Source organism: Candidatus Poriferisodalis sp., assembly GCF_965219595.1.
Classification (GTDB): domain Bacteria; phylum Actinomycetota; class Acidimicrobiia; order Acidimicrobiales; family Poriferisodalaceae; genus Poriferisodalis.
On record NZ_OZ244781.1, the window covers coordinates 978,271 to 1,000,210 of the forward strand.

Consider the following 21,940-nt stretch of genomic DNA (forward strand, 5'->3'; position numbering starts at 1 on the left):
AAAGCCGTGAACGCCGGGCGCAGGCATGCCGTCAGCTCGCTATCAGCAGTGCTGATTGGGGGTGCAGCGCTGCGAGGCCGCGGTCGAGTGTTGCCAGACGGCCCCCGAAGTGCCGGGCGAGCGCGGCGAGGTAGGCGTCGGTCACTTGGCGATGCCCGATGACCCCGGCGAGCGTTGCGGCGTCGAAGCCGATCTCGTCTGCCCAGAACACGTGCTGGGGCAGCGACTGCACCTGCTGCAGCGCGCCGAACGCGTCGAGCGCGCCGATGCCTTCGCGGATCAGAAAACGCAGCAGCGTCCCCTGAGTGATGGGGCAGGTGGCCAGATCATCGTCGTGGCCGTCGAACCAGGCTCGGGCCAGACGGTGATGGACATGGTCTTCGACGACGAGCGCGATGAGGACGTTCCCGTCGGCGAGCGCTGCGGTCATTCGTCTTCGAGGGACCGGACGTCTTCGGCTGTGACAACCCGCCCGACCCGGAGGGTCGGCAGCCCCGCGGCAGCCGGCGTTGCGGGCGCATCGACCGGGCTGAGCGCCAGCCGGATCAGCTCAGTGACGACTTGGCTCAGCGACTTGCGCTGTTGGTGCGCGATCTCGCGGGCGAGGGCATGCACATCGGCCGGCAGGTCGATCGTCGTCCGCATCACTGCATCATAACATCACGATGCTGCTAGCGAGCGCCCGACCTACCGCGACGTGGTGGCCGACCGGCCATGACGCCCGACGCGACACCGCCCAGGCTCTGGAGCGCTTCGGCTGGGTCGAGGACCGATTCGGCGTGTCCTGGCTCCTGAACATCAGCTGACCCAAGCCCCTCGTCAGCTTCTCCAGAGTGACGAGATGGGCCGCATGCTGATGCGGTCGCCGAGGCTGAGGTCGTGCTCGCCCATGTGCAGCACGATCCCGCCGGCGAACGCCCCGGGAGCCACGGTGTCGAGCCGGTCGCGCAGCCAGCGAAGGTGGTCTGCTGCGCGGGGCGAGGGAGAGCTGCTGGCCTTGACCTCGATGGCAGTCACCGAGCCGTCGGGCGTCTCGAGGATGATGTCTGCCTCGTGGTGCGCGTCGCGGTAGTGCCACAGGCTGATGCGAGCCGCGGCGCTGGTGGCTTGACGGGCGATCTCGTTGACGACGAATGACTCAGCGAGCATGCCGAATGCCTGTGATGTCGGTGCCAGCAGCGCCTGTGGCCCGGTGCCGAGCAGGTGCGCGGCGAGGCCGGTGTCGGCAATGTGCAGCTTGGGGCGCCGGATCGCTCGCGCCGACAGGTTGCGCGACCAGGCTGGGAGCTCCTGGGTCAAGAACACGGCCCGGAGCCAATCGAGGTAGCTGACGACGGTTGGCTGGCTGATGGCGAGCCGCCTCGACGCCGCTGTGAGGTTCAGTTCCTGGGATGTCTGGGCGGCAGTCCAGCGCAGCAGCGGCGCCAGCGCCGTGGATCGCCGGATGTCCGCGAGCGCGGTGATGTCACGGCTCACGACGGTCTCGATGTAGCTCTCGAACCAGCCCGCACGCAGGTCCTCGGGCAGCCGCAGCACCTCCGGGTAGCCGCCAGTGCAGATCAGCTCGGCATAGTCGCGTCGGGTCAGCGACGGCGAGCTGCCACGGCGCGGGGCGCCGGGCTGGCGGTCTGCGCTCATCCATCTCTCGATCAGCGGCTCCTCGGCGCCGGCGATCTCGGCTTGGGACAGAGGGGTCAGGCGCATCAGCCGCGCCCGCCCCGCCAGCGACTCGCTGATAGTCGGCACCAACAGGAAATCGGTGGAACCGGTCAGCAGGAACCGGCCCGGCGTCTGCTCTTCGTCTGCCAGACGCTTGACCGCCCTGATCAGCCGGTCGCCGGCCAACTGCACCTCGTCGACAGCCAGCGGCGTCGGCCATGCGGTCAGCAACGCCGCAGGATCGTCAAGCGCAGCCTGCAGCATCGGCTCGTCCTCGAGGGTCACATAGGTGCCGCCTGCACGCTCTGCCACCCTGCGCGCCAGGGTCGTCTTCCCCGACTGGCGCGCACCGTGCAACACCACGACGCGAAAGCCGCCAAGCGCATGACTGACACGAGGACCGAGATGCCGGGCGATGTGCCCCTCGATGTGCGCGACCACACTTCCACACTAGCGCAAATGACTATTTCGCACGGACACTAATTGAAGAATTGCACCACCACTGCTTGCTATATTGCACAGCGGATTCTTCAGGAGGTGATTCTCGCGCAGCTGGGCTCTCGCCAGCACGCCCCGCCCCGTTGCCGAAAAATGCATAGTTGCCGATCAGAATTCGGCGATTTTTGGATGTACCTGCGAGAGGAGATCCGGTCCGAAGCGGCGGTGCGCAACCTGGCGGCATTCGTGCGGTTCTTGCCCGTGGCTGGGCTGATGCACGGCCAGAGCATCAACGCAGCGCCGGAAACCGGGTGGAATAAGATAAAGGTATGACCAAGCGCCGCATCACGGTCACCATCGATGAAGATCTCCTGGAGGCTGCGAGCGCCGCTGTGAGCGCTGGGGAAGCTTCCTCGGTGAGTGCATGGATCAACGAGGCGCTGTCCGACAAGTGCGAACAGCGGCGGCTGCTCGATGCCCTCGGCGAAGCAATAGCCGACTACGAGGCCGAGTTCGGCAAGATCACCCTGGAGCAAGTTGAAGAACGGCGCCGCCTTGATCGCGAAGAGGCGGAGCAGTTCCGCATCGAATGGCAGCAGCGGAGAGCCGAGCGTGAGCTTGGTGCTTGATGCGGGGGCGCTGGTTGCCCTCGAACGCGATGAGCAGGGGCTCTGGGAACGCGTGGAGGATGCTCATCTGACCGGCCGTCCCCCGCTGACCCATGGCGGCGTGGTGGCGCAGGTGTGGCGGGGCGGTTCAGGGCGTCAAGCCCGGCTGGCGAAAGCGCTGCTGGGTACTCGCGTTGTGCCGCTCAACGATGAGCTGGGCCGCCGGGCGGGCGTGTTGCTGGCGCGGACAGGCCTTGTCGATGCCATCGATGCCGCGCTCGTCGCCCTGTGCCGTGGAGGCGACCAGATAGTGACCTCTGACCCTCACGACATCGCGGCGCTCGCCGACGCGGCCCGCATCGACGTCGACATCGTGCGCGCATAGCTGCCAGCGCTCGCGCCGGGCCCAAGACCTGCCGGGCGGCGCTGAATCGGACGCGATTGCCACGTAGTCATGACTATTTTCATCCAGCTTGATCGCTTCGACGACGCTCGCCCTCGATGGTGAGCACGAGGAGAGTGGTGATGAGGACAGCGAGAGCAGGGGCCTGTGCCGTGCTTGCAGCCGGGCTGCTGGCGGTGGCCGCAGGACCCGCGGTGGCAACGAACGACATGACGATCACCGGCGTGTGCATGAGCTATTCGCTGCACTACGAGGTCTCCTTGGACAACGTGGGCAACACGCCAGATGCCACCTTGCACCCCGACACCGAAACGCCGGTGACCTTTGAGGTGGATCCGGCAGACGCCAGATTCATGGCGTACGGCGAGCGCTGGGATCTGCACTCCAATGGTCAGCAGTTCGTTTCCAACGACAAAACTGAACCCGTCACCGGTTCGACCTCGTGCGCTTCCTCTTCACCGTCGACCCCGAAATACACAACGGTCGAGACCAAGTCCATTGCCGTGGTGAACGCCTGGCACGCCGCCGAGGAAGGCAGGACGCGTGCTTCTGGCTACACGGCTGTGGCGCAGGCATGGAACAGCTACTGCGCTGTGGAGAAGGGCTGCACCGACACGCTGCCGACGAGTCCAGCGGCCTACTGCACGGAACTCGGGATCACGGGCACGGGCTTCGAGCTTGTCGGCGGCTATGTGTGCTGACAGCTTGACGTGATATGAGCGCTGATCTTCGCCAACCTCACGTGACGCAGTAGCTAGCTCATCGGCGGGGTGGCTCGGCCCCCGCGGTTGTCTCCCCAGCAGTGGATGGTGCCGTCCTCGGCCAGTCCGCAGGTGTGCAAGCCGCCAGCAGACAGTGCGACAAACGGCACGACGTCACCGTTTTGATTCTGGACTACGTGGGCGTTGCCCTCACCGCCGCCCGTGACTTGGCCGTGCGAGTCCTCTCCCCAGCAGAACACGGTGCCCAAGGCGATCCCGCACGCGTGGCGGCCCCCGGTCGACACCGCAGTAATGGCGCCCTGTGGGATGCTGATCCTCACCGGCCCCCCGCCTTCGTAGATCGCACCCCAGCAGGTGACCGTGCCGTCGCCGTGCCGCACGCACACTTGGGGGCCGAGATGCGCCGACAGCTGCGCGAAGTCTCCCGATCCGCTACCCGTCAGCAGTCCCCAGCAGAAGAACATGTCGTTGGTCGCCGCCAGCCCGCACGTGTGGAACTCCCCGGCCGAGACCGCTGCGAACTCGCCGACATTCGGCGTCGACTGGCCGTCTTCGTCCAATCCCCAGCACGCGACGGTGCGGTCGGTGCGCAACCCGCATGTGTGCTGCCCGCCCACAGACACAGCAGTGAACGTGCCCTCGGGCGGGCTCGCCTTGCCCTCGACATTCGAGCCCCAGCACACAGCGGTGCCGTCGGAGCGCAGGGCGCACGAATGCTCGAACCCCGACGACAGCGCCGTGTAGGTCACGGCGCCCTCCTCGGTGGCCTCAGTGGGCTCCCCTTGGGCGATGCGGCGTGCGTGGGTGCTGACGAGCTGTGCGGTGTGCCAGCGATCGTCGCCGGCTATCCGGGTCAACGAGTAGCTCAGTCCTTCGAACTTCTCTTGGGGCACCGCGTCGAGGCCGCCCACGATGATGCAGTCGGTGCCGATGACGCCGGCCAGCGTCACGGCGCTGTACAGGTCGGACTGCGCCGCCTCGTCAGAGGCCACCAAGATCGCCACGTCGCCAGTGCAGTCGGTCGTCGGGTCTTCGGCGCCCGCCGACGCCTCGACTGTGCCCGTGTCGACGCCGCCGGCAGAGATCAACGCCTGCGCGCCCACCAGGCGAGCCGTATGCCAGCGGTCGGTGCCGGCCAGCCGGGTGAGGGCATGATTGGCCACCTTGGCATCGGGCACTGCTGCGCTGCCGCCCACGATGAACCCGCCGTCTGCAGCAGCTTCCAAGCGAGCGAGCTGCGCCTCTGGCATGGGTTCGTCTCGCGGTCCAGCAAGCACGACGCATCGAGTATCCAGCACCCCTGCCAGGGTCACGGCGCTGTACAGATCCGACTGCGCCGGGGCGTCGGATGCCACCACGATCGGCACCTTGTCCGTGCAGTCCGTCTCGGTGTAGCTCGGCGGCGGCAGTACCGCCTCCTGGCCATGTGCTCCCGCGGGGCTCGCAATCGCCAGCATCGATGTCGCTACAACGAGCGCGCTCCAGGCGGCGGACTGACACCGCCGACGCTTCGTGCCCGGCATTCCGAAGACACGGGCAGCTGGGGAACGTCGTCGGCACAAGTGCATCGGCGCAATCTAGTGATGCAATAGTGGTTGTAACTATTCCTGTCGGTCGGCTAGCGCCGGTGGGCTTCGATGGCGGCGAGGGCTTCTTCGAGGGTTTCGACGCCTACGACGGCGACTGAGGGCTCGGCCACGGCTACTGCTTCTTCGACTTGGGATGCGGGCACGAGGAACAGGTCGGTGCCGGCTCGCACGACGGCGTGGGACTTCTGCGGCACGCCGCCGATGGGACCCACCGAGCCGTCGTGGTGGATGGTGCCGGTGGCGGCGACGTCGAGGTTGCCCGTGAGCGGTTCGGGCGTGAGGGCGTCGATGACCGACAGCGTGAAGGCCAGGCCGGCGGAGGGGCCGCCGATGTTCTCGATGTGAAGCCGCACGTCGATGGGCGGCTCGGCGAATTCGACGTGGGTGGTGACGATGACGCCGAGCAGGGCGACGCCGTCCCGGGCGGCCAGGGTGACGGTGACGGTGCGGGTCTGGCCGTCGGGGGCGAGGGCGGTGAACGTGGCGGTGGCGCCCGGCTCGTGGGCCTTGACCGTGTCGGACAGCTGCTGCGCCGTGGTGATGGCCGTGTCGCCGACCGCTTGCACGATGTCGCCTTCCAGGAGGGCGCCGTCGGCCGGGGCGTCGGGCATGACCCGTGCGATGCGGGCGCCGATGGGGGTCATGATCTCGTGGCCCAGGTGCTCGAGGGCGACGGCCACGGCCACCTGGGTGGACTGGTCCATCTGGAGGCGGCCGGCATCACGGTTCTCGGCGACGGTGCGCTCGCCGAGGATGTCTTCGAGGTCGACCACCTCAAGAGCGCCGTCGAGCCAGCCGCCGATCACTTCGAACAGCGACGGGGCGAAGCTGGTGCGGACGCTGACGAGGGAGATGGTGGCGTCGGAGGCGTAGGAGGGGTGGTCGCGCACGTCGACGAATTCCTCGATGTCGGCGGTGTGGCCGGGGGCGATGACGGCTTTGTCGATGAGCGTGGTGGTGAAGCCGGTGATGATGAGGAGTGCCAGGACGAGCATGCCCCCAATGAGGGTGTTGGAGCCGCGGGAATACTGGCGGGGGCGCGGGTGGCCCGAGCGCGTGTGGGTGGGGTCGGTGGTGGTGGGGTCGGCGTCGGCGTCGGCGGCGGCGGCGGCGGTGGTGGTGGCGGCGACGGCGGCGAATCCAGTGGCGGCTTCGACTGCAGGGTCGGAAGCGTTGGACTCGGCTGCGAGCGCGGCTGGAGTCTCGGGTGCGGGGTATGCCCGGTCGGGTCGCTCGGTTTCGGCGGCGGGCGGCGGGGCGAAGCCGAGATCGTCGAGCGATCCCGCAAGGGCGCGCCAGCCGAGATCTGCGTCATCGTCGGGCACGTCGGGCACGTCGTCGAGCCGGTCGTCGGGCAAGTCAGCCGGCCGGTCGTCGGGCCCGTCTGCTGGCGGGCTGCCAGGAGGGGCGTCGAGACGAGCGTCGGGATCGTCTTCCGGCGAGCCGCCGGTCGCGTCGGTCACAGGCGCACAGCGTGCCATGCGCCCTGTCCAAGGCACGCGCGGAGGGGTCGCAGATGGGGCATATTGGGCGCATGGAACCGAGACGCATCGAGCCGAGGCACATGGGAGCGCAGCGCGTCGAGCCGGGGCACTTGGAATCTGGGCGCCCAGAACCGGGGCGGTGGCCGTACAAGCCGACTGCGATCTGGCGCAAGCTGGTTGCAGTGCTCGGGTTGGGGGCGTTCACGGCCATCTGCGTGATCGCACTGGTGGCGCTCGTGCTGGTCGGCGCGTTGGTAGGGGCGTTGGTGCTCGAAGCGCTGATCGGGTGAGCAGCAATGAGGCCACGGGCTACGAGCGAGAGCACTGGCGCTGGTCTGATGACTTGTGGGTGGGCCCGCGGACGGTCTCGGTGATCTCTTGATGGCAGGCGATGACAGCAGGGCGGAGGGCGAGGCGTACGCACGTCGGCTGGAAGCGGTGGTAGCGGGTCATCGGGGTGAGGCAACCGTGGCGGAACGGCTGTTGGACGACGACGATCCGGGCGTGCGGGCGGCGGCGCTCGGAGCGCTGGCTCGGTGCGGGGCGCTTCAAGCGGAGCAGGTCAGGCGGGCCTTGGGAGACGAAGCGGTGGCGGTGCGGTGCCGGGCCGCGGAGCTGGCGCCGCCCGAAGTCGAGTTCGTGGCGCTGCTGAGCGATCCGGATGCGTCGGTGGTTCAGGTGGCAGCGGCGGCTCTTGGCGAGCGTGACCGGGATCCTGGGTCAGTCGAGGACTTGTGCCGGGTTGCGGGCGGCCATGACGATCCGCTGTGCCGGGAAAGCGCTGTGGCAGCGCTGGGAGCCATCGCCGCCGGCTTGGACGCCGAAGCGGGCGCGCCCCAGGAGGCTGCCGCCGACCCAGTGGCCGGGCCGGGTGCGACCCCCACCGCTACGGCAAGCAAGCAGGCCGAGCCAGGTGCGGCGCACGTCGCTGCCCGTGGGATGGCGCTCGAGATGTTGCTGGCCGCCATGGATGACCGGCCGCAGATCCGCCGCCGTGCGCTGCTCGGGCTGTACCAGTTCGACGACGACCGGGCCGCCGATGCCGTGCGGGCAGCGCTCGAGGATCGTGACCGCCAGGTGCGGGCCATCGCCGGCGAACTGCTCGGCGTGCCCGTGCGCTGAGCTAGCTGCCGAGGCGGTCTCGCAGCATTTCCATCAGGTGGGTCACGTCGAGGGCGAGTACTTGGCGCAGCCCGAGGTCGTCGGCGGCAACATCGCTGCGTCCGTAGAGACGGAGAGTGCGCAGCGGTCCGCCGCCGATCGGCTCGGAGATGTCCATGCCGATGCGTGGCATGCCGGGCAGTGTGTTGCGGTCGGGATCGACTGGCTCGATATGCGGCGTCAGGGCAACGAGCCGTTCCCGACTCACATCGCCGGCAGCGACCGCTTGTTCCAGCAACAGGTGCAGGCGCAGCTGTGACAGCCATCCGGCCCGCACCCGGGGGTCTGCCAGAGGGCGGTCGCCGGGCTGGGTGGGCGACGCCGGCTGCGCAAGCGGCTCGGCCGCAGCGGCGGCGCTGAAGCTTGACCAGTCGGCGGCGAACGCATCCATCACGGCGGAGCGGCCGGTCTGCCAGGGCGGGGCGGGGTCGATAAGCAGCTCCACCTGTCCTGGCAGCTCGATGCCGGCGGCAAGGGTGGAGCGCCGTACGACGGTCAGGTTCGGCGGGAGCCGTTCGAGCACGCTGATCGCTCTGGGATCGGCCACCTCGACCAGCACGTACCGGCACTGGCGGTCGCTGACTGCGTCGGTGATGTCGAAGACGGACGCATCCAGATTGAGCACCTCGATCTCGCCCACGTCGAGGTCGAGCATTGCCGGCACCGTCTCACGGGCAGCGCCTGCGGCATAGGCCGCCGCGGCGACCTGGCGGCCCAAGGGTGAACCGTCGACGATGACGCACCAGGCGGCGCCAGGTCCGCTCGTGCGGAATCGGTCCAGCAAAGCCAGGGTGGTCAGCTCCACCGGCGCCGCTCTCGTGAGGACCCAGGCCAGGTCGTCGCCGGCCAGCGTGGCGACGGCCGGCACTACCGGCAACGGCAGCTCGGCCGTCACGTCGGCGGCGTCGATCGCGCTGCCTGCGTAGGCCAGCGCTGCGACATCCCATTCACCGAGTGCGTCGGCATCGAGGTGCGTTACCGACAGCTCGACCGGGTAGAGCCCGGCAATGCCGTCACGGGAGTTGACGCCATCCCAGTAGGCCTGCACGCCCGCGAGCGCCGCACGATCAGCCTCGGAAGCAGGGCCCGTCAGGTCAACCAGCACGCCGAACGTGAACACACCGGCGTCGTAACCGTCGGCAGGAGCAAGCTGCGGCGGCACTGGCGGGCTGGCCTCAGGGGGCGATTCCGAGCAGCCGGCCGCCAACAGCACCGCTGCGAGAAGCGCCGTAGCCCGACGCACGGCCAAGCGCACCGGCGCGGCGGGGCTAGCGGCCGGGGATCGTGTGCGAGGCGTGGAGCGACTCGAAGTTCTCGAGCGCCCGGCCAGCGCCCAGCACGACCGTCTCGAGCGGCGACTCCGAGCGCAGCACGGGCACACGTGCCTCGGATGCGATGCGCTGGTCGAGGCCCTGCAGCAGCGAGCCGCCGCCGACCATGAGGGCGCCGGTGTGGATGAGGTCTTGTGCCAGCTCGGGCGGTGCCTCGCCCAAGCACTCCAGGACGGCCTCCACGATGAGCTCGACCGTGTCGGCCAGTGCGGAGCGCACCTCGGTGGGGGTGATGACGAAGGTGCGAGGCAGACCCGTCGACAGGTCACGGCCCTTCACCTCGGCGTCGAACTTGTCGTCGACCGGCCATGCCGAGCCGATGCTGATCTTCAGCTCCTCCGCCGTGCGCTCACCGATGGCGATGCCGTGCACGCGGCGGGAGTAGTTCATCAACGCAGTGTCGAAGTCGAACGATCCCACACGGACCGCACGCAGCGATACCAGGCCGCCGAGCGACACCATGGCGATCTCGGCGGTGCCGCCGCCGACGTCAATCACCAGCGAGCCGGTGGGCTCGTGGATCGGCAGGCCCGAGCCGATGGCTGCAGCGATCGGCTGCTCGATGAGCCGGACGTCCGACGACCCGGCCCGGCGCGCTGCCTCGATCACCGCCCGCCGTTCGACCGGCGTGATCAGCGACGGCACGCAGACGGCAACACGGGTGCGGCCGAAACGGCCGACGCCCACGCCCTGGAGGATGAGCCGGATCATGCGCTGAGTGATGTCGAAGTCGGTGATGGCGCCATTGCGCAGCGGCCGGGCAGCGATGATGTAGCTCGGCGTGCGCCCGATCATCTGCCAGGCTTCGCGCCCCACCGACAGCACCTCGCCAGAGCGCTCGTTGAGCGCGATGACCGACGGCTCGTTGAACACGATGCCGCGCCCCCGCTCGTACACCAGCGTGTTCGCGGTGCCGAGATCGATCGCCAGGTCACGAGCCAGGGTGACGCCCCTGGTTGGGCCTCTGATTGGCGGAGATCACGCGGTCGTGCCGTCGTTCGGCTTCGGGTGGGCGGGGTATCGCCCGGCGGGTCCTGCGCTCGCCTGGCTGCGGCGGGAGCTCTTCAAGGTCGGCGTTCAGCGGCGGCAGCACCGGCACCGAGTAGTCACGCTCGACCAGCCGGATGCTCGCCGGCGCAGGCCGCTTCCGGTCCGAAGTGTGCGGCCCAGGCTGATCGGCGACCCCTGCGTCTTCGGACGCGGCAGCAGCCCTGTCGGATGCCCCCCTGCGGGAGTTGCCGCCTCGCCGCCGGCGCATCGCCCGCACGAGTCCCGGCGTGCCGGATGGCAGGTCTTCGGTATCAGGAGGCGCGATCGACTCGAGCTTGCGCCGGAACGGCTCCGTCTCGTCGTCGGTCACCTTCTGGTGCTTGATGCGAGCGCCGATACCCAAGACGATCATCCCCAGCAACGGCACCACGATCGCGATCGCCAGAAACAGCAGCGGGCTCATGACCGGGGCACCTGTGCGATCGGCTGCGACTGCAGGCCCCAGTCGGTCCCCGCGTCGTGATGCTCCTGCTTCCAGATCGGCACCGTGGCCTTCAACGTATCGATGCCGAAGCGGGCAGCTTCGAATGCTTCACCCCGGTGCGGCGCCGAGGCGGCCACCACCACCGAGCTTTCCTTCAGGTTGAGCGAGCCCACCCGGTGCAGCAGCGCCACCTTGCGCACGCTCGGCCACCGCCGGCGCAACTCGGCGGCAATCTCGGCGAACCGCGGTGCCACCTCCGACTCGTAGGCCTCGTACACCAGCCGGGTCACGCCCGTGCGGTGCTCGGCATGATCCCGGACCGTGCCGGAGAACAGCACGACCGCTCCCGCCGCCGGATCAAGCGCCCATTCATAGATGGCGGCGATCGGCAGCTCGTCGTGAGTCAGCTCCACCCACGTGTCGGCCGGGCTCGCATCGGGCTGCATCATCGCAAAGCGTAGGAGCGCCGGAGCCAGGCCGCGGCAGCCCAGCCGCCTGCCGCCACCGCGGCCCCCGCGCCGAGCAGCGTGGCGTACTGGCGCTGGCGGGCATTGAGGTCGTCCCAGGGCATGCCGACGTCGGCGATCACGAACGCCTGGGCGCTGCTGTAGCGGGGCTCCCAGCCCTCGGCCCGCAGCCGATCGTTGGCCACCACCCAGCTGTAGCGGGTGTACGGGAGCAGCCCTTCGGGCGCAGCGTGGCCCACCCGCCGGGCCACATAACGGTCGAGCCGCTTGGGCAGCGGCATCGGCAGCCGGATCTTGGGGCGGGCCCCCAGCAGCGCCCGCAGCTCGCCCGGCGACAGCCAGCCGTCGGGAGCCACGTTGAACACGCCCGACAGGCGGCGCTGCGTGGCCAGCACCACCGCGGAGGCCAGATCGTCGAGGTGCAGGAACTGCACCGGCGGGTCGTCGCTGCCCGTGCGGATCGGGGCCGCGGCCAGCATCGCCTCGCCGATCGGGCCGCCCAGGCCGCTCGACACCACCGGCGCCGGCCGGAGGATCGCGGCGGAGCGATCGCCCTGATCGCACCACTCCAGCACCATGCGCTCGGCGTCGGCATGATGCACGGCCCACGACGCCTCCAGATTGGGGCGCACGGGCAGATCCTCGGAGATCGGCGTGGGGTGGTTGGGCCAGGCCCCGTACACGCTGGCGCTCGACACCATCGTCAGATGCCGCACGCCGTCGGCCGCCGCCAGCACCCGCCGCACCCGGTCGGAGGTCACCTCCCGGGTGAGCCGCAGATGCACGAGCGTCTCGGCGCCGCCCAGGTCGTGCTGACTGTCGGCATCGGCGGCGTCGACGTCGAGCACGTCGAACGACTGGGCCAGCCATTGCAGCACCCGGGCGCCGATCACGCCGCCCGTACCCGACACGGCAATCCGGCTCATATCCCTACCATGCCTCACTCATGACCCTGCCCCCGGTCACTGCGCCCGACGGCAGCGGCAGTTGATCGCAGCACACAGCGGCGGGGGCGCTGTTCCGGTGCACCGTGACCCGTCGTACGATGCCGTTGTGGCCGACGATGACGACAACCCGTTCTCGGGCATCCCGTTCCTCGGCGACATCGCATCCATCTTCGGGGGCAACGACGAGCAGCTCTGGGAAGGCGCCCGCCAGGCCGCCAACCAGCTCGCCACCGGCGGCAAGCTCGAGCACAACGTCGACCCCGTCGAGCGGCACCGCCTCAGCGAGATCAGCCGGGTGGCAGAGCTGCACGTGGCACATGTCACCGGCCTGCAGGTGGCACCGCAGCTCGAGCCGGTCACCCGCTCGGGCTGGGCCACCAGCGCGCTGGAGACCATCCGCCCGCTCATGGACCGGCTGTCGGAGCGCCTGAAGCAGCCTGACCCAGCGAGCAGCACGGCTCACGACCCCTTCGCCGGCCTGCTCGCCATGATGAGCCCCATGACCGTGGCGATGACCGCCGGCATGATGGCCGGCCACCTCGCCACCAACGCGTTCGGCAATTCGGACCTCATGATCCCCATGCCCCGCGTGCTCATCGTGACCGCCAACATCGCCGAGTTCGCCAACGAATGGAGCCTCGACGTCGACGACGTGATGCTGTGGGTGGCCATCCGGGAGCACACCATGCACGCCGTGCTGGCCGAGCCCGGCGTCCGGGAACAGCTCGACCGGCTGCTGGTCGAACATGTCGACGGCTTCCGCCGCGGCGACCCCATGGACTTCGGCGAGCTGGAGCTGCCGTCGCTCGACGATGCCAGCGACCCGCAGCAGCTTCAGGCGCAGTTCGGCGAGCAGCTCCAGCGCATCTTCGGCAATCCCGAAATGCTGCTCGGCGTGACCCGCGACGAGCACCAGAGCATCAGCCAGCTCGAAACGCTGATCTGTGTGCTCACCGCCTACGTCGACGACGTGGTCACCCAGGCGGGTCCCCGGCTCATCGGCGGGTTCGGTGCGCTCAGCGAGGCCGTCCGCCGCCGCGCCCTCACGGGCGCCGACTATGCCGACCGGCTGCTCGGAGTGCGGCTGACCGCCGAGGCACGCGAACGGGGAGACAGCTTCGTCGCCGGCGTGATCGAGCGAGCCGGCCGCGAGGGGCTGGCCCGCCTCTTCGAGCCCGGCGGGCTCCCCACGCCCAACGAGCTCGTCGCACCAGGCCTCTGGCTCGCCCGCCTCGACCTGCCCCTCTAACAAGCGTCAGCCGGCAGGCACAGCGGCATAGCTGCGTAGTTGCGGGCGCACCTATGCAGGCGGTTCCGGTCTGTTGCGGCGGATGCGGGTGCGGACCCGGGTGGCGATGATCTCCGACGGCGGACGCCGGCCCCGCGCCAGCGCCCACAGCCCGCCCGCATACAGCACCACTGCAACCAGGCCGGCAATGCCCAGCAGCATCACCCCGGCCCGCAGCGGCAGGATGCCGCTGGGCGCCGCCACCGGCACCAGCCCGCCGATCACCCACATGAGCTGGAAGCGGGTCTCGAAGCGGGCGAAGGTGCGGCCCCGGTCGGCGGGCACCTCGTCGCGCTGCACGATCGCGTCGAAGCACAGCTTCCCCAGCGCGGACATGAGGCCGATCACCATGGCCAGCACCAGCACCGAGAAGCGGTCGGGCGCAGTCACCACGTAGAACGACACCGCAGCCGCCAGCAGCAGCGTGCTGGCCAGCAGCACCTCCTCACGGACACGGCGTCGCAGCCACGGCGCACCCACGGCGCCGATGAGCTGGCCCACCGCGCTGGCGGTGAACATGAAGCCGAACCACCACGGCGCTGCGTCGTCGGTGCGCAGCCAGAACGCGATCAGGAACAGCGTGAAGCCGGTCATGGCCCGCACGACGCCCATGGCCGAGCCCGCCAGCAGCATCCCGCCCCGCCGCCGTGTGGCTGCGGCGGGCGCCGGTCTCATGTCGTCGGGGGGATCGACCCATGGACCGGTGTAGTTGTCTGAGGGTTGGCGCCAGCGCTGAGGCGGCGGACTCGGCGGCTCCGGTGCTGGACTTGCAGGCGGCGCGTCGTCCAAGGTCCGCGGCCGCACGGCAAAACGGGGCAGCCGCCGGGCCGGAAACGTCATCAGCACGAACACCACCGCCGCCAGCACCAGCACCCAGCGCGACGACGCCAGGCTCAGCAGCACACCGGGCCCCGCAGCCAGCGCACCCCCCAGCCCGCTCAGGAGCATCAGCTTCGAATTGGCCTCGACCAGGTCGCGCTCCTCGCGCACCAGCCCCGGCACCACCGCGCTCTTGGCCACGTGATAGGTCTTGCCTGCCACCAGCGCGCCGAACGCCTCGGGGAACAGCAGCAGCGAATCGAGATGGCGCACCATCAGCAGCGCCAGCACCGCCCGGGCAATGCCGGCGCCGATGATCATCCCCCGCCGCCCGCCACGGCTTCGGTCGACCAGCGGCCCGATCAGCGGCCCCACCACCGCAAACGGCGCCATCGTCACCAACAGGTACAGCGCCACCCTGGGCCGGGCAGCCGCCGGATCGAGGTTGAAGAACAGCGATCCGGCCAGCGCGATCGCAATCAGCGCATCGCCGGCAGCAGACAGCAGATGCGTGCGGGCGAGCCACGTGAACGGCTGCATCAGCCGCTGCCCCAGGTCATCAGCACCATTGTGCGCCCTCGCTGTGACAAGCGGGCTGTGCGTCGTTCAGCATGCAGCGCCGGTCGGCTGCATACGGGGTCAAGCAGCAGGCGGCGCCGCCCGCTCGTAGCGGTAGCCCAGGCCACGAATGGTGGTGATCCGCTGCGGGTTCGACGGATCGTCCTCGATCTTGGCCCGCAGCCGCTTGACGTGAACGTCGATCGTCTTGGTGTCGCCCACGTAGTTGTACTCCCACACGTTCTGCATGAGGCTGTCACGGGTCACCACCCGCCCGGCATGGGCCAGCAGGTATGCCAGCAGCTCGAACTCCTTCAGCGCCAGGGTGACCAGCTCGCCGCGCACCCGCAGCTCGTGCCGGTCGATGTCGAGCTCCAGATCGCCCTCGACCAGGCACGCAGCGTCGGACTGCGCCGGCGGCGGCTGGCCCGACGCACGCCGCAGCACCGCCCGCATGCGGGCCACCAGCTCGCGCATCCGGTACGGCTTGGCCACGTAGTCGTCGGCCCCCACCTCCAAGCCCACCACGGCGTCGATCTCCTCGGCCCGGGCGGTCACCATGATGAGCGGCACCCGCGACTGCTTGCGAATCTCCCGGCAGACATCGAGCCCGGACATGCCGGGCAGCATCACGTCGAGCAGCACCAGATCGGGCTCGGCCTCGCTGATCTCGGCCAGCGCCGCCCGACCGTCTGCCGCCGTGCGCACCTCGAAGCCCTCGCGCCGCAGGCCCACCGAGAGCGCCTCGGTGAACGACGGCTCGTCGTCAACCACCAGTACCGATGTCATGTGATCGCCCTGTCCTGTTCTGCCGGCAGCCTGAGCGTGAAGGTGGTGCCCACGCCCTCACGGGTCTGCAGCATCACCTCGCCGCCATGGTTCATCACCACGTGGCGCACGATGCTCAGGCCCAGCCCGGTGCCGCCCGTGGCCCGGGCACGGGCCTTGTCGACCCGGTAGAAGCGCTCGAAGACCCGCTCGGTCTCGTCGGCGGGAATGCCGATGCCCTCGTCGGCCACCACCACGTCCACCCACGCCTGCTCATCGGCATCGGCCGGCACCTCCGACGGGGGCCGATCATCCTGAGAGCCCAGCGCTGCAGACAGCCGAACCTCTGAGCCCGGATCGCTGTACTTGATGGCGTTGTCGACCAGGTTGCCCACCGCCCGCAGCAGCTGACCCCGGTCGGCATGGAGCACGGGCTGCTGTTCGGCGACATCGGGGCTCACCAGCGACACATCGTTCTTGCGAGCGTGCTCGGAATACTGATGCGCCACCTCGCACAGCAGCGGCACCACCGGCACCGGCTCCTGCCGCATCGAGCCCTCCAGCTCCACCCGGCTCAGCTCCAGCAGGTCGTCGATGATGTGCCGCACCCGATCGGCCTCCGCACCGATCCGGTCGACCAGCCGGGTGCGCACCGCAGCGTCATCCTCCCCGGCCAGCGTCTCCGACAGCAGCGCAATGGCACCCACCGGCGTGCGCAGCTCATGGCTGAGGTTGGCCACGAAGTCTCGCCGCACCTCGTCCACCCGCACGCCGTCGGTGCGGTCGGCCATCACTGCCACCGCCCCCAGCGCATGACTGTCGCTCGCCACCGGATGCCCGCTGATCTCGATCACCTGCGGCGGCGGCCCCGTCAGCTTCACCGTGCGCGAACGAGCCTGCCCCTCCTGGGCCGACTCCAAGAGCTGCGTCACCCCTGCACCCACCAGCGCCATGGCATCACGCGCCGACATCATCTCGTCGGCCAGCGCATTGCTGGCGCACACATTGCCGTCCTCGTCCACCAGCACCACGCCCACCGCCAGCTCGTTCATCGCGAGCTGCCAGCGAGCCCGGTCGCGCTCGGCCAGGTTGGCCGTCATGGCCGCCGTGGTGGCGACCGACTCCAGGTAGGTGATCCAGCCGTCGAGGCTGTTGCGGTCGAGCCTCGCCTCGCCCGGACGCGGCGCCTCGCCTTCTCCGGCGAACCGGTGCACCACACGTCCCAGCCGCTCCGAAGCCGAACTGCGCCCTCGCACCAGCAGCAGCACGGCAACCAGCGCAACTGCCAGTGCGGCCGCCACCGCCACCAGCGCCGCAATCACATCTCGTCCTGCTCCCGGCGGGCTCGGGCCCGGTTGGCGCCCAGATGCTCGGGCAGCTCCCCGGTCACCAGGAACTCGACGCGCTCAGCCACGTTCACCGCGTGATCGCCGATGCGCTCGTAGAAGCGGCCCACCACTGCGAGCTGCACCGCATGCTGGATGCTGATCTTGCCGAGCTCGTGCGAAGCGAACACCGACACGATGTACTCGTTGTGCAGGTCGTCGAGCACATCGTCCATGTCGTTGAGCACCGACGCCAGGCCGGCGTCACGCTCGGCGTAGGCATCCATGGCCCTGGCCGTCAGCTTCACCGCCTGCTCGCGCATGCGGTCGATCAGCCCGCGCACCCGGGGCTCCAGCTCCGCCCCGTGCAGCCGGGCCACCGCCTTGGCAATGTTGGTGACCAGGTCGCCGCTGCGCTCGATCTCGGAGATCATCCGCAGGTCGGTCAGGATCGTGCGCAGGTCCACCGCCACCGGCTGCTGCAGCGCCAATAGCTGCACGCACTTCTCCTCGGCTTCGAGGCTCAGCAGGTCGAGCTCGTCGTCGGCGGCGATGATCTGATCGGCCCCGCCGATGTCGCCGGCAAGCAGCGCAGCGCTCACCGCCGAGATCCCCTCGGCCACCATGCCGCCCATCTGCACGAGATCGGCACGAACCTCGTCCATCAGCTGATGGAACTCGGTCCGTACTTCTTCGGTCATGTCATGCAGTGTGGCGTATTTGCGCTGCTCGGTCGCTGTTCTGTGGCTAGCCGACCCGCCCGGTGATGTAGGCCTCCGTGCGGGGATCGTCGGGGTTGGTGAAGATCAAGCTCGTCGGCGCGTACTCGACCAGCTCGCCGGTGCGGTGACCCATCTCGTTGGCCTGCACTGAGAAGAAGGCCGTCATGTCGCTGATGCGGGCGGCCTGCTGCATGTTGTGCGTGACGATGATGATCGTGTACTCGGTCTTCAGCTCGGCGATGAGCTCCTCGATGCGGCCCGTGGCGATCGGGTCGAGCGCGGAACAGGGCTCGTCCATCAGCACCACGTCGGGCTGCACCGCAATGGCCCGGGCAATGCACAGCCGCTGCTGCTGGCCGCCCGACAGGCCATAGGCCGACATCTTGAGACGGTCCTTCACCTCATCCCACAGCGCCGCCCGGGTGAGCGAGCCCTCCACCACGTCGTCCAGCGCGGACCGCTTCACGCCTGCCAGCCGCGGCCCGTACGCGATGTTGTCGTAGATCGACTTGGGGAACGGGTTCGGCTTCTGGAACACCATGCCCACCCGCCGGCGCACCTCCACCGGGTCGACCTCGTCTTGATACAGGTTGACGCCGTGGTAGTGGATGGTGCCGTCCACCCGGGCGCCCTCGATGAGATCGTTCATCCGGTTGAAGCAGCGCAGGAACGTGGTCTTGCCGCAGCCTGACGGGCCGATGAACGCCGTCACCTCATGGGCTGCGATGTCGAGCGTGACGTCACGCAAGGCCAGAAAGTCGCCGTAGTACACGTTGATGTCGCCGCATTCGAACACCGTCTCGGTGTCGGCGCGCTGGCCGGCCATGGCCGCGACCGCGCTCACGTCGATGCGGGTCTGCGTGTGGGGTTCCGATGGCGCCAGGATCTCTGGTGCTTCGGACTCGTCGGTCATCAGTGCCTTCTCGGGATTCACGTGTCACCTGTTCGGGGCTGCGGGTCGAGGTCGGTCACGGCGGCGCGGTCACCACTGCTTCTCGAAGCGATTGCGCAGGTAGATGGCCAGACCGTTCACGGCCAGCACCAGCACCAGGATGATGACGCTGGCCGCGGCCGCGTTCACCCCCCAATCGGCGCCGGGCTGGCGGGCGAAGTTGAAGATGAGCACCGGCAGTGCCGTGTAGGGGCCGGTGAAGGTCTCGAAGACGTTGGCATCGCCGAAGCTCATAAAGCCGGTGGCCGCGCCCACCAGGATCAGCGGGGCAGCCTCGCCGAGGGCGCGCGCCAGCGCCAGCACCGTGCCGGTGAGAATCGTTGACAAGGCCGCAGGCAGAACCTGGCGTGAGAGCACCTCCCACTTGGTGGCCCCTACACCGTAGGCAGCTTCGCGCAGCGAGTCTGGCACGGCCTTCAGCGCCTCCACCGAGGTGATCACCACGATCGGCAGCACCATGGCGGCCAGCGTCATGCCGCCTGCGATGGCAGTGGTGCCGCCGCTGAACCCTCGCAGCGTCTGCGCGAACACCGCCAGGCCCAGCAGCCCGTACACGATCGAGGGCACGCCGGCCAGGTTGCGGATGTTGAGCTCGACGATGCGGGCGAAGCGGCTGCCCTGGGCGTACTCGACGAGGTAGATCGCCGTGGCCACGCCGGTCGGCACCGCGAACAGGCCCGTCACCAGCGCCACCTGCAAGCTGCCGAGGATGCCCTGCCACACGCCGGCTTCGGCAGCGGAACGCTGGGAGAAGCCGTGAGTCAAGAAGTGCCAGAGGTTGCCCGACAGCACATCCCAGCCGTCCACGATCATCACGGCGAGCAGCACGGCCAGGAAGCCGGTGGCGAACAGGGTGGCGCCGATGAGCAGCCACTTGAAGGCCGAGCCGGCCACGTCGGCGCCGGGGCGGCGGCGCAGGGCATCGGCGGCGCCGGTGGCGATGCCTGAGGGAGTGGTGAGAACAGACATCAGTACTTGTTCTGCAGCCGCCGGACGATGACGTCGCCCAGCATGTTGAGCACGAGGGTGATGGCGAACAGCAGCGCCCCGAGGAAGTAGAGGCTCTGGAACGCCAGCGTGCTGCCCGCCACCTGGTCGGTGCCGAGGCCCAGCGCCGCCATGGCAGAGGTGAAGGTGCCGCCCGGCTCGAACAGCGACAGGTTGAACAGCGACGTGTCGCCGCCGCCCGACGCGATCGTGACCACCATGGTCTCGCCGATGGCGCGGCTGAAGCCGACGATGATCGCCGCCATGAGGCCCGACATCGCGGCGGGCAGCACCACCCGGATCGACGTGGTGACCTTGCGTGCGCCGAGGCCCGAGGAGGCTTCCCGCAGCGCCACCGGCACGGCCCGCAGCGCGTCTTCGGAGATCGAGGCGATGAGGGGGATCACCAGCAGGCCCACCGCGATGCCCGCCGCCAGCTTGTTGAAGAAGTTGATCTCGCTGAAGAAGTTGCTGAGGATCGACGGCGTGATGAAGCTGATGGCGAACACGCCGAGCACCACGCTGGGCACGCTGGCCAGCAGCTCGAGGGTGGGCTTCATCACCTTGCGCACCTTGGGATGCGCGTACTCGGAGAGGTAGATCGCAGCGCCGAAGCCCGACGGCACCGCCACCAGCATCGCGATGACGGAGATCTGCACCGAGTTGACCAGCAGCGTGCTGAGGTCGAACAGGCCCCGGCGGGGGAACCAGCCGATCTCGGTGAGGCTGCCCCAGGCGACCTGGCTGATGAAGGTCCACGCCCCAGAAGCCACCGTCCAGATGATGAGCGCGCTCACCAGCACCGTGGCGAGCGCCGCCAGCGCGAAGGCCCAACGCGCCCCGGCCGACCAGGCCCGCCGGCTCGCCGACGTCCGCAAGTCGGCGACGCTCAGGTCGGAGGTGTCCTGTGGCATGGGCGGTGTCATTCTAGAAACACGCCGATGCCCCCCTCGGGTACCCCGAACGCTGCGCGTGGGCGCAAGCGAGAGGGCACCTGAGGAGGACCATCAGCGGGAGGGAGGGATTCCCGGATCGGTGGGTTCAGCCTGCCTGCGGCTAGAACGTCTTGCCGGTGGTCAGGTTGGCCCAGTTGCTGCGCGACTGCTCGAGGTCGGCAGGGTCGAGGTTGACATAGCCGGCGTCGACCACGTAGGTCTGCCCCTCGTCGCTCAGCATGAAGTCGACGAAGGCCTTGATGGCGGGGTCGGAGGCCTGCGCAGCGTCGATGTAGGTGTAGAGGAAACGAGCGATCGGGAACTCGGCCGACGCGATGGTCTCGGGCGTGGGCGCCACGCAGCCGTCGCCGCCGTCGACCTCCACCAGTCTCACCTTGTCGCGGTTCTCGTCGGCGAAGGCGAAGCCCACCCAGCCGAGGCTGTGCTGGTTGCCGGCGATGCCGTCGATGATCACGTTGTCGTTGGCCGAAGCGTTGTAGTCGGGACGGACGGCGAAGTTCTCATCGGCGTGGCCCTCTTCGACCCGGTGCTCCCAGACGTCCTCGAGTGCGATCTCGATGAAGCTGTCGAAGGTGCCCGACTCCTCGCCCGGAGCGAAGATCTCGAGCGCGCCGTCGGCGAATGGACCGCTGCCGCCGAGCTCGGCGTTCAGGCTGTTGGCATCTGCCCATGAGTCGAATCCGGTCGACTCGATGCCGACCAGGCTGTAGAGGTCTTCAAAGTTGAGGCAGTCGACTGAATCGTTGCTGGCGGCGGTGATCACCGAGATGCCGTCGATGCCGACGCGCAGCTCGATGAACTCGATGCCGGCGGCGTTGATGTCTTCGGCCTCGGAGTCCTTGATCTGGCGAGAGCTGTTCCAGATGGGCACTTCGCCGGCCGCTGCGGCCTTGTGGCCGTCGCCCGAGCCGGGTCCTGCGACCGAGAACGCCACGTCGGGATGTTGCTCGGAGAAGGCCTCAGCCAGCAGGTTGGTGACGGGCTCGACGGTCGAGGAGCCGGTGACGTCGATGGAACCGCTGATCGACATGTCGTCGGCCATGTTGTCCGCGGGGGCCTGGGTCGCGGCGGGAGCCGCCGCTGCGGCTGTCGTCGCAGGAGCGCTGGCGGCGCCGTCGTCAGACGAGTCGTCGTCACTGCCGCATGCAGCAGCGATCAGAGCAAACGCGGTGAGCAGTGCCGCTAGCAGCTTCGTGCCGCGGCGGGATGACAAGGGGGTCTTTCGCATGGACGCGCACGCTACGAACGGACGGTGACAGCCTCGCGGGTTCGTGGTGAACGG

Annotated in this window: 24 protein-coding genes; 6 read left to right on the forward strand and 18 right to left on the reverse strand. The window is 69.0% G+C overall.

Annotated elements, in window-relative coordinates:
- Positions 1-31 precede the first annotated feature (31 nt).
- The 3 genes from ACOQPE_RS04065 to ACOQPE_RS04075 form a co-directional block, all read right to left on the reverse strand.
- Complete coding sequence (locus ACOQPE_RS04065) at positions 32-430, reverse strand: TA system VapC family ribonuclease toxin (RefSeq protein WP_420610631.1); 399 nt, start codon at positions 428-430, stop codon at positions 32-34.
- Entirely contained in the window at positions 427-645 is a 219-nt protein-coding gene (locus ACOQPE_RS04070; protein ID WP_420610632.1) for an antitoxin, read from the reverse strand. The genes ACOQPE_RS04065 and ACOQPE_RS04070 overlap by 4 nt, the downstream gene beginning before the upstream one ends.
- A 174-nt stretch (positions 646-819) precedes the next feature.
- Positions 820-2,100 carry an ATP-binding protein gene (locus tag ACOQPE_RS04075; protein WP_420610633.1) on the reverse strand — a complete coding sequence of 427 codons (1,281 nt, stop codon included), beginning with the start codon at positions 2,098-2,100 and terminating at the stop codon, positions 820-822.
- Between the two features lie 326 nt (positions 2,101-2,426).
- Here ACOQPE_RS04075 and ACOQPE_RS04080 point away from each other — a divergent pair, with 326 nt between their 5' ends.
- From ACOQPE_RS04080 to ACOQPE_RS04090, 3 genes are all read left to right on the forward strand, one after another.
- Entirely contained in the window at positions 2,427-2,726 is a 300-nt protein-coding gene (locus ACOQPE_RS04080; RefSeq protein ID WP_420610634.1) for a hypothetical protein, read from the forward strand.
- Positions 2,710-3,090, forward strand: a complete 381-nt coding sequence (locus tag ACOQPE_RS04085; protein ID WP_420610635.1) for a PIN domain-containing protein — start codon at positions 2,710-2,712, stop codon at positions 3,088-3,090. Before ACOQPE_RS04080 ends, ACOQPE_RS04085 begins: the two co-directional genes overlap by 17 nt.
- Before the next feature lie 140 nt (positions 3,091-3,230).
- Positions 3,231-3,809, forward strand: coding sequence for a hypothetical protein (locus tag ACOQPE_RS04090; protein ID WP_420610636.1), 579 nt, complete (start codon positions 3,231-3,233; stop codon positions 3,807-3,809).
- 53 nt (positions 3,810-3,862) lie between these two features.
- Here ACOQPE_RS04090 and ACOQPE_RS04095 read toward each other — a convergent pair whose 3' ends face one another.
- A complete protein-coding gene (locus ACOQPE_RS04095) occupies positions 3,863-5,287 on the reverse strand; it encodes an RCC1 domain-containing protein (protein WP_420610637.1) in 1,425 nt (474 codons plus the stop codon).
- Positions 5,288-5,448: 161 nt separating this feature from the next.
- Positions 5,449-6,882 (reverse strand): PDZ domain-containing protein, encoded by a 1,434-nt coding sequence (locus ACOQPE_RS04100; RefSeq protein WP_420610638.1) that lies wholly within the window; start codon positions 6,880-6,882, stop codon positions 5,449-5,451.
- 71 nt (positions 6,883-6,953) lie between these two features.
- Here ACOQPE_RS04100 and ACOQPE_RS04105 point away from each other — a divergent pair, with 71 nt between their 5' ends.
- Both ACOQPE_RS04105 and ACOQPE_RS04110 read left to right on the forward strand, forming a co-directional pair.
- Complete coding sequence (locus tag ACOQPE_RS04105) at positions 6,954-7,193, forward strand: hypothetical protein (protein WP_420610639.1); 240 nt, start codon at positions 6,954-6,956, stop codon at positions 7,191-7,193.
- A 91-nt stretch (positions 7,194-7,284) separates the two neighbouring features.
- Positions 7,285-8,025 carry a HEAT repeat domain-containing protein gene (locus ACOQPE_RS04110; protein WP_420610640.1) on the forward strand — a complete coding sequence of 247 codons (741 nt, stop codon included), beginning with the start codon at positions 7,285-7,287 and terminating at the stop codon, positions 8,023-8,025.
- A gap of 1 nt (position 8,026) precedes the next feature.
- On the opposite strand, the gene ACOQPE_RS04115 is transcribed toward ACOQPE_RS04110, so the two are convergent.
- From ACOQPE_RS04115 to ACOQPE_RS04135, 5 genes are read right to left on the reverse strand one after another with little or no spacing between them, the layout of a single operon-like run.
- Complete coding sequence (locus ACOQPE_RS04115; protein ID WP_420610641.1) at positions 8,027-9,319, reverse strand: ABC transporter substrate-binding protein; 1,293 nt, start codon at positions 9,317-9,319, stop codon at positions 8,027-8,029.
- A gap of 13 nt (positions 9,320-9,332) precedes the next feature.
- Positions 9,333-10,295 carry a rod shape-determining protein gene (locus ACOQPE_RS04120; RefSeq protein WP_420611351.1) on the reverse strand — a complete coding sequence of 321 codons (963 nt, stop codon included), beginning with the start codon at positions 10,293-10,295 and terminating at the stop codon, positions 9,333-9,335.
- A gap of 31 nt (positions 10,296-10,326) precedes the next feature.
- The gene (locus tag ACOQPE_RS04125; RefSeq protein ID WP_420610642.1) at positions 10,327-10,848 is read right to left on the reverse strand and encodes a hypothetical protein; all 522 of its coding nucleotides are present in this window, start codon (positions 10,846-10,848) and stop codon (positions 10,327-10,329) included.
- Positions 10,845-11,318, reverse strand: coding sequence for a molybdenum cofactor biosynthesis protein MoaE (locus tag ACOQPE_RS04130; protein ID WP_420610643.1), 474 nt, complete (start codon positions 11,316-11,318; stop codon positions 10,845-10,847). The genes ACOQPE_RS04125 and ACOQPE_RS04130 overlap by 4 nt, the downstream gene beginning before the upstream one ends.
- Positions 11,315-12,262: an NAD-dependent epimerase/dehydratase family protein gene (locus ACOQPE_RS04135; protein WP_420610644.1), complete on the reverse strand. Its 948-nt coding sequence runs from the start codon at positions 12,260-12,262 to the stop codon at positions 11,315-11,317. Before ACOQPE_RS04135 ends, ACOQPE_RS04130 begins: the two co-directional genes overlap by 4 nt.
- 127 nt (positions 12,263-12,389) lie before the next feature.
- Between ACOQPE_RS04135 and ACOQPE_RS04140 the strand changes: the two genes are divergently transcribed.
- Complete coding sequence (locus tag ACOQPE_RS04140) at positions 12,390-13,532, forward strand: zinc-dependent metalloprotease (protein ID WP_420610645.1); 1,143 nt, start codon at positions 12,390-12,392, stop codon at positions 13,530-13,532.
- A 51-nt stretch (positions 13,533-13,583) separates the two neighbouring features.
- Here the strand turns inward: ACOQPE_RS04140 and ACOQPE_RS04145 are convergent, their stop codons facing one another.
- The 8 genes from ACOQPE_RS04145 to ACOQPE_RS04180 all read right to left on the reverse strand — a co-directional run bounded on the left by ACOQPE_RS04145 (position 13,584) and on the right by ACOQPE_RS04180 (position 21,886).
- On the reverse strand, positions 13,584-14,930 hold the full coding sequence (locus ACOQPE_RS04145) for a hypothetical protein (RefSeq protein WP_420610646.1): 1,347 nt from the start codon (positions 14,928-14,930) through the stop codon (positions 13,584-13,586).
- Between the two features lie 99 nt (positions 14,931-15,029).
- Positions 15,030-15,737 (reverse strand): response regulator, encoded by a 708-nt coding sequence (locus ACOQPE_RS04150; RefSeq protein ID WP_420610647.1) that lies wholly within the window; start codon positions 15,735-15,737, stop codon positions 15,030-15,032.
- Positions 15,734-17,038 (reverse strand): sensor histidine kinase, encoded by a 1,305-nt coding sequence (locus ACOQPE_RS04155; protein WP_420610648.1) that lies wholly within the window; start codon positions 17,036-17,038, stop codon positions 15,734-15,736. Before ACOQPE_RS04155 ends, ACOQPE_RS04150 begins: the two co-directional genes overlap by 4 nt.
- Complete coding sequence (gene phoU / locus ACOQPE_RS04160; RefSeq protein WP_419916868.1) at positions 17,035-17,742, reverse strand: phosphate signaling complex protein PhoU; 708 nt, start codon at positions 17,740-17,742, stop codon at positions 17,035-17,037. Before phoU ends, ACOQPE_RS04155 begins: the two co-directional genes overlap by 4 nt.
- Before the next feature lie 46 nt (positions 17,743-17,788).
- Entirely contained in the window at positions 17,789-18,676 is an 888-nt protein-coding gene (gene pstB / locus ACOQPE_RS04165) for a phosphate ABC transporter ATP-binding protein PstB (protein WP_420610649.1), read from the reverse strand.
- Between the two features lie 69 nt (positions 18,677-18,745).
- Positions 18,746-19,684, reverse strand: coding sequence for a phosphate ABC transporter permease PstA (gene pstA / locus ACOQPE_RS04170; protein ID WP_420610650.1), 939 nt, complete (start codon positions 19,682-19,684; stop codon positions 18,746-18,748).
- The gene (pstC, locus tag ACOQPE_RS04175; protein WP_420610651.1) at positions 19,684-20,616 is read right to left on the reverse strand and encodes a phosphate ABC transporter permease subunit PstC; all 933 of its coding nucleotides are present in this window, start codon (positions 20,614-20,616) and stop codon (positions 19,684-19,686) included. The genes pstA and pstC overlap by 1 nt, the downstream gene beginning before the upstream one ends.
- A gap of 142 nt (positions 20,617-20,758) precedes the next feature.
- The gene (locus ACOQPE_RS04180; protein ID WP_420610652.1) at positions 20,759-21,886 is read right to left on the reverse strand and encodes a substrate-binding domain-containing protein; all 1,128 of its coding nucleotides are present in this window, start codon (positions 21,884-21,886) and stop codon (positions 20,759-20,761) included.
- Positions 21,887-21,940: the final 54 nt, after the last annotated feature.

What these genes read in the sequence shown, in the direction of transcription:
- ACOQPE_RS04065 (WP_420610631.1), bottom strand. Translation starts at nt 430, where the DNA reads ATGACCGCAGCGCTCGCCGACGGGAACGTCCTCATCGCGCTCGTCGTC.
- ACOQPE_RS04070 (WP_420610632.1), bottom strand. Translation starts at nt 645, where the DNA reads ATGCGGACGACGATCGACCTGCCGGCCGATGTGCATGCCCTCGCCCGC.
- ACOQPE_RS04080 (WP_420610634.1), top strand. Translation starts at nt 2,427, where the DNA reads ATGACCAAGCGCCGCATCACGGTCACCATCGATGAAGATCTCCTGGAG.
- ACOQPE_RS04090 (WP_420610636.1), top strand. Translation starts at nt 3,231, where the DNA reads ATGAGGACAGCGAGAGCAGGGGCCTGTGCCGTGCTTGCAGCCGGGCTG.
- ACOQPE_RS04095 (WP_420610637.1), bottom strand. Translation starts at nt 5,287, where the DNA reads ATGCTGGCGATTGCGAGCCCCGCGGGAGCACATGGCCAGGAGGCGGTA.
- ACOQPE_RS04105 (WP_420610639.1), top strand. Translation starts at nt 6,954, where the DNA reads ATGGAACCGAGACGCATCGAGCCGAGGCACATGGGAGCGCAGCGCGTC.
- ACOQPE_RS04110 (WP_420610640.1), top strand. Translation starts at nt 7,285, where the DNA reads ATGGCAGGCGATGACAGCAGGGCGGAGGGCGAGGCGTACGCACGTCGG.
- ACOQPE_RS04125 (WP_420610642.1), bottom strand. Translation starts at nt 10,848, where the DNA reads ATGAGCCCGCTGCTGTTTCTGGCGATCGCGATCGTGGTGCCGTTGCTG.
- ACOQPE_RS04130 (WP_420610643.1), bottom strand. Translation starts at nt 11,318, where the DNA reads ATGATGCAGCCCGATGCGAGCCCGGCCGACACGTGGGTGGAGCTGACT.
- ACOQPE_RS04135 (WP_420610644.1), bottom strand. Translation starts at nt 12,262, where the DNA reads ATGAGCCGGATTGCCGTGTCGGGTACGGGCGGCGTGATCGGCGCCCGG.
- ACOQPE_RS04145 (WP_420610646.1), bottom strand. Translation starts at nt 14,930, where the DNA reads ATGCAGCCGTTCACGTGGCTCGCCCGCACGCATCTGCTGTCTGCTGCC.
- ACOQPE_RS04150 (WP_420610647.1), bottom strand. Translation starts at nt 15,737, where the DNA reads ATGACATCGGTACTGGTGGTTGACGACGAGCCGTCGTTCACCGAGGCG.
- phoU (WP_419916868.1), bottom strand. Translation starts at nt 17,742, where the DNA reads ATGACCGAAGAAGTACGGACCGAGTTCCATCAGCTGATGGACGAGGTT.
- pstB (WP_420610649.1), bottom strand. Translation starts at nt 18,676, where the DNA reads ATGACCGACGAGTCCGAAGCACCAGAGATCCTGGCGCCATCGGAACCC.
- pstA (WP_420610650.1), bottom strand. Translation starts at nt 19,684, where the DNA reads ATGTCTGTTCTCACCACTCCCTCAGGCATCGCCACCGGCGCCGCCGAT.
- pstC (WP_420610651.1), bottom strand. Translation starts at nt 20,616, where the DNA reads ATGCCACAGGACACCTCCGACCTGAGCGTCGCCGACTTGCGGACGTCG.
- ACOQPE_RS04180 (WP_420610652.1), bottom strand. Translation starts at nt 21,886, where the DNA reads ATGCGAAAGACCCCCTTGTCATCCCGCCGCGGCACGAAGCTGCTAGCG.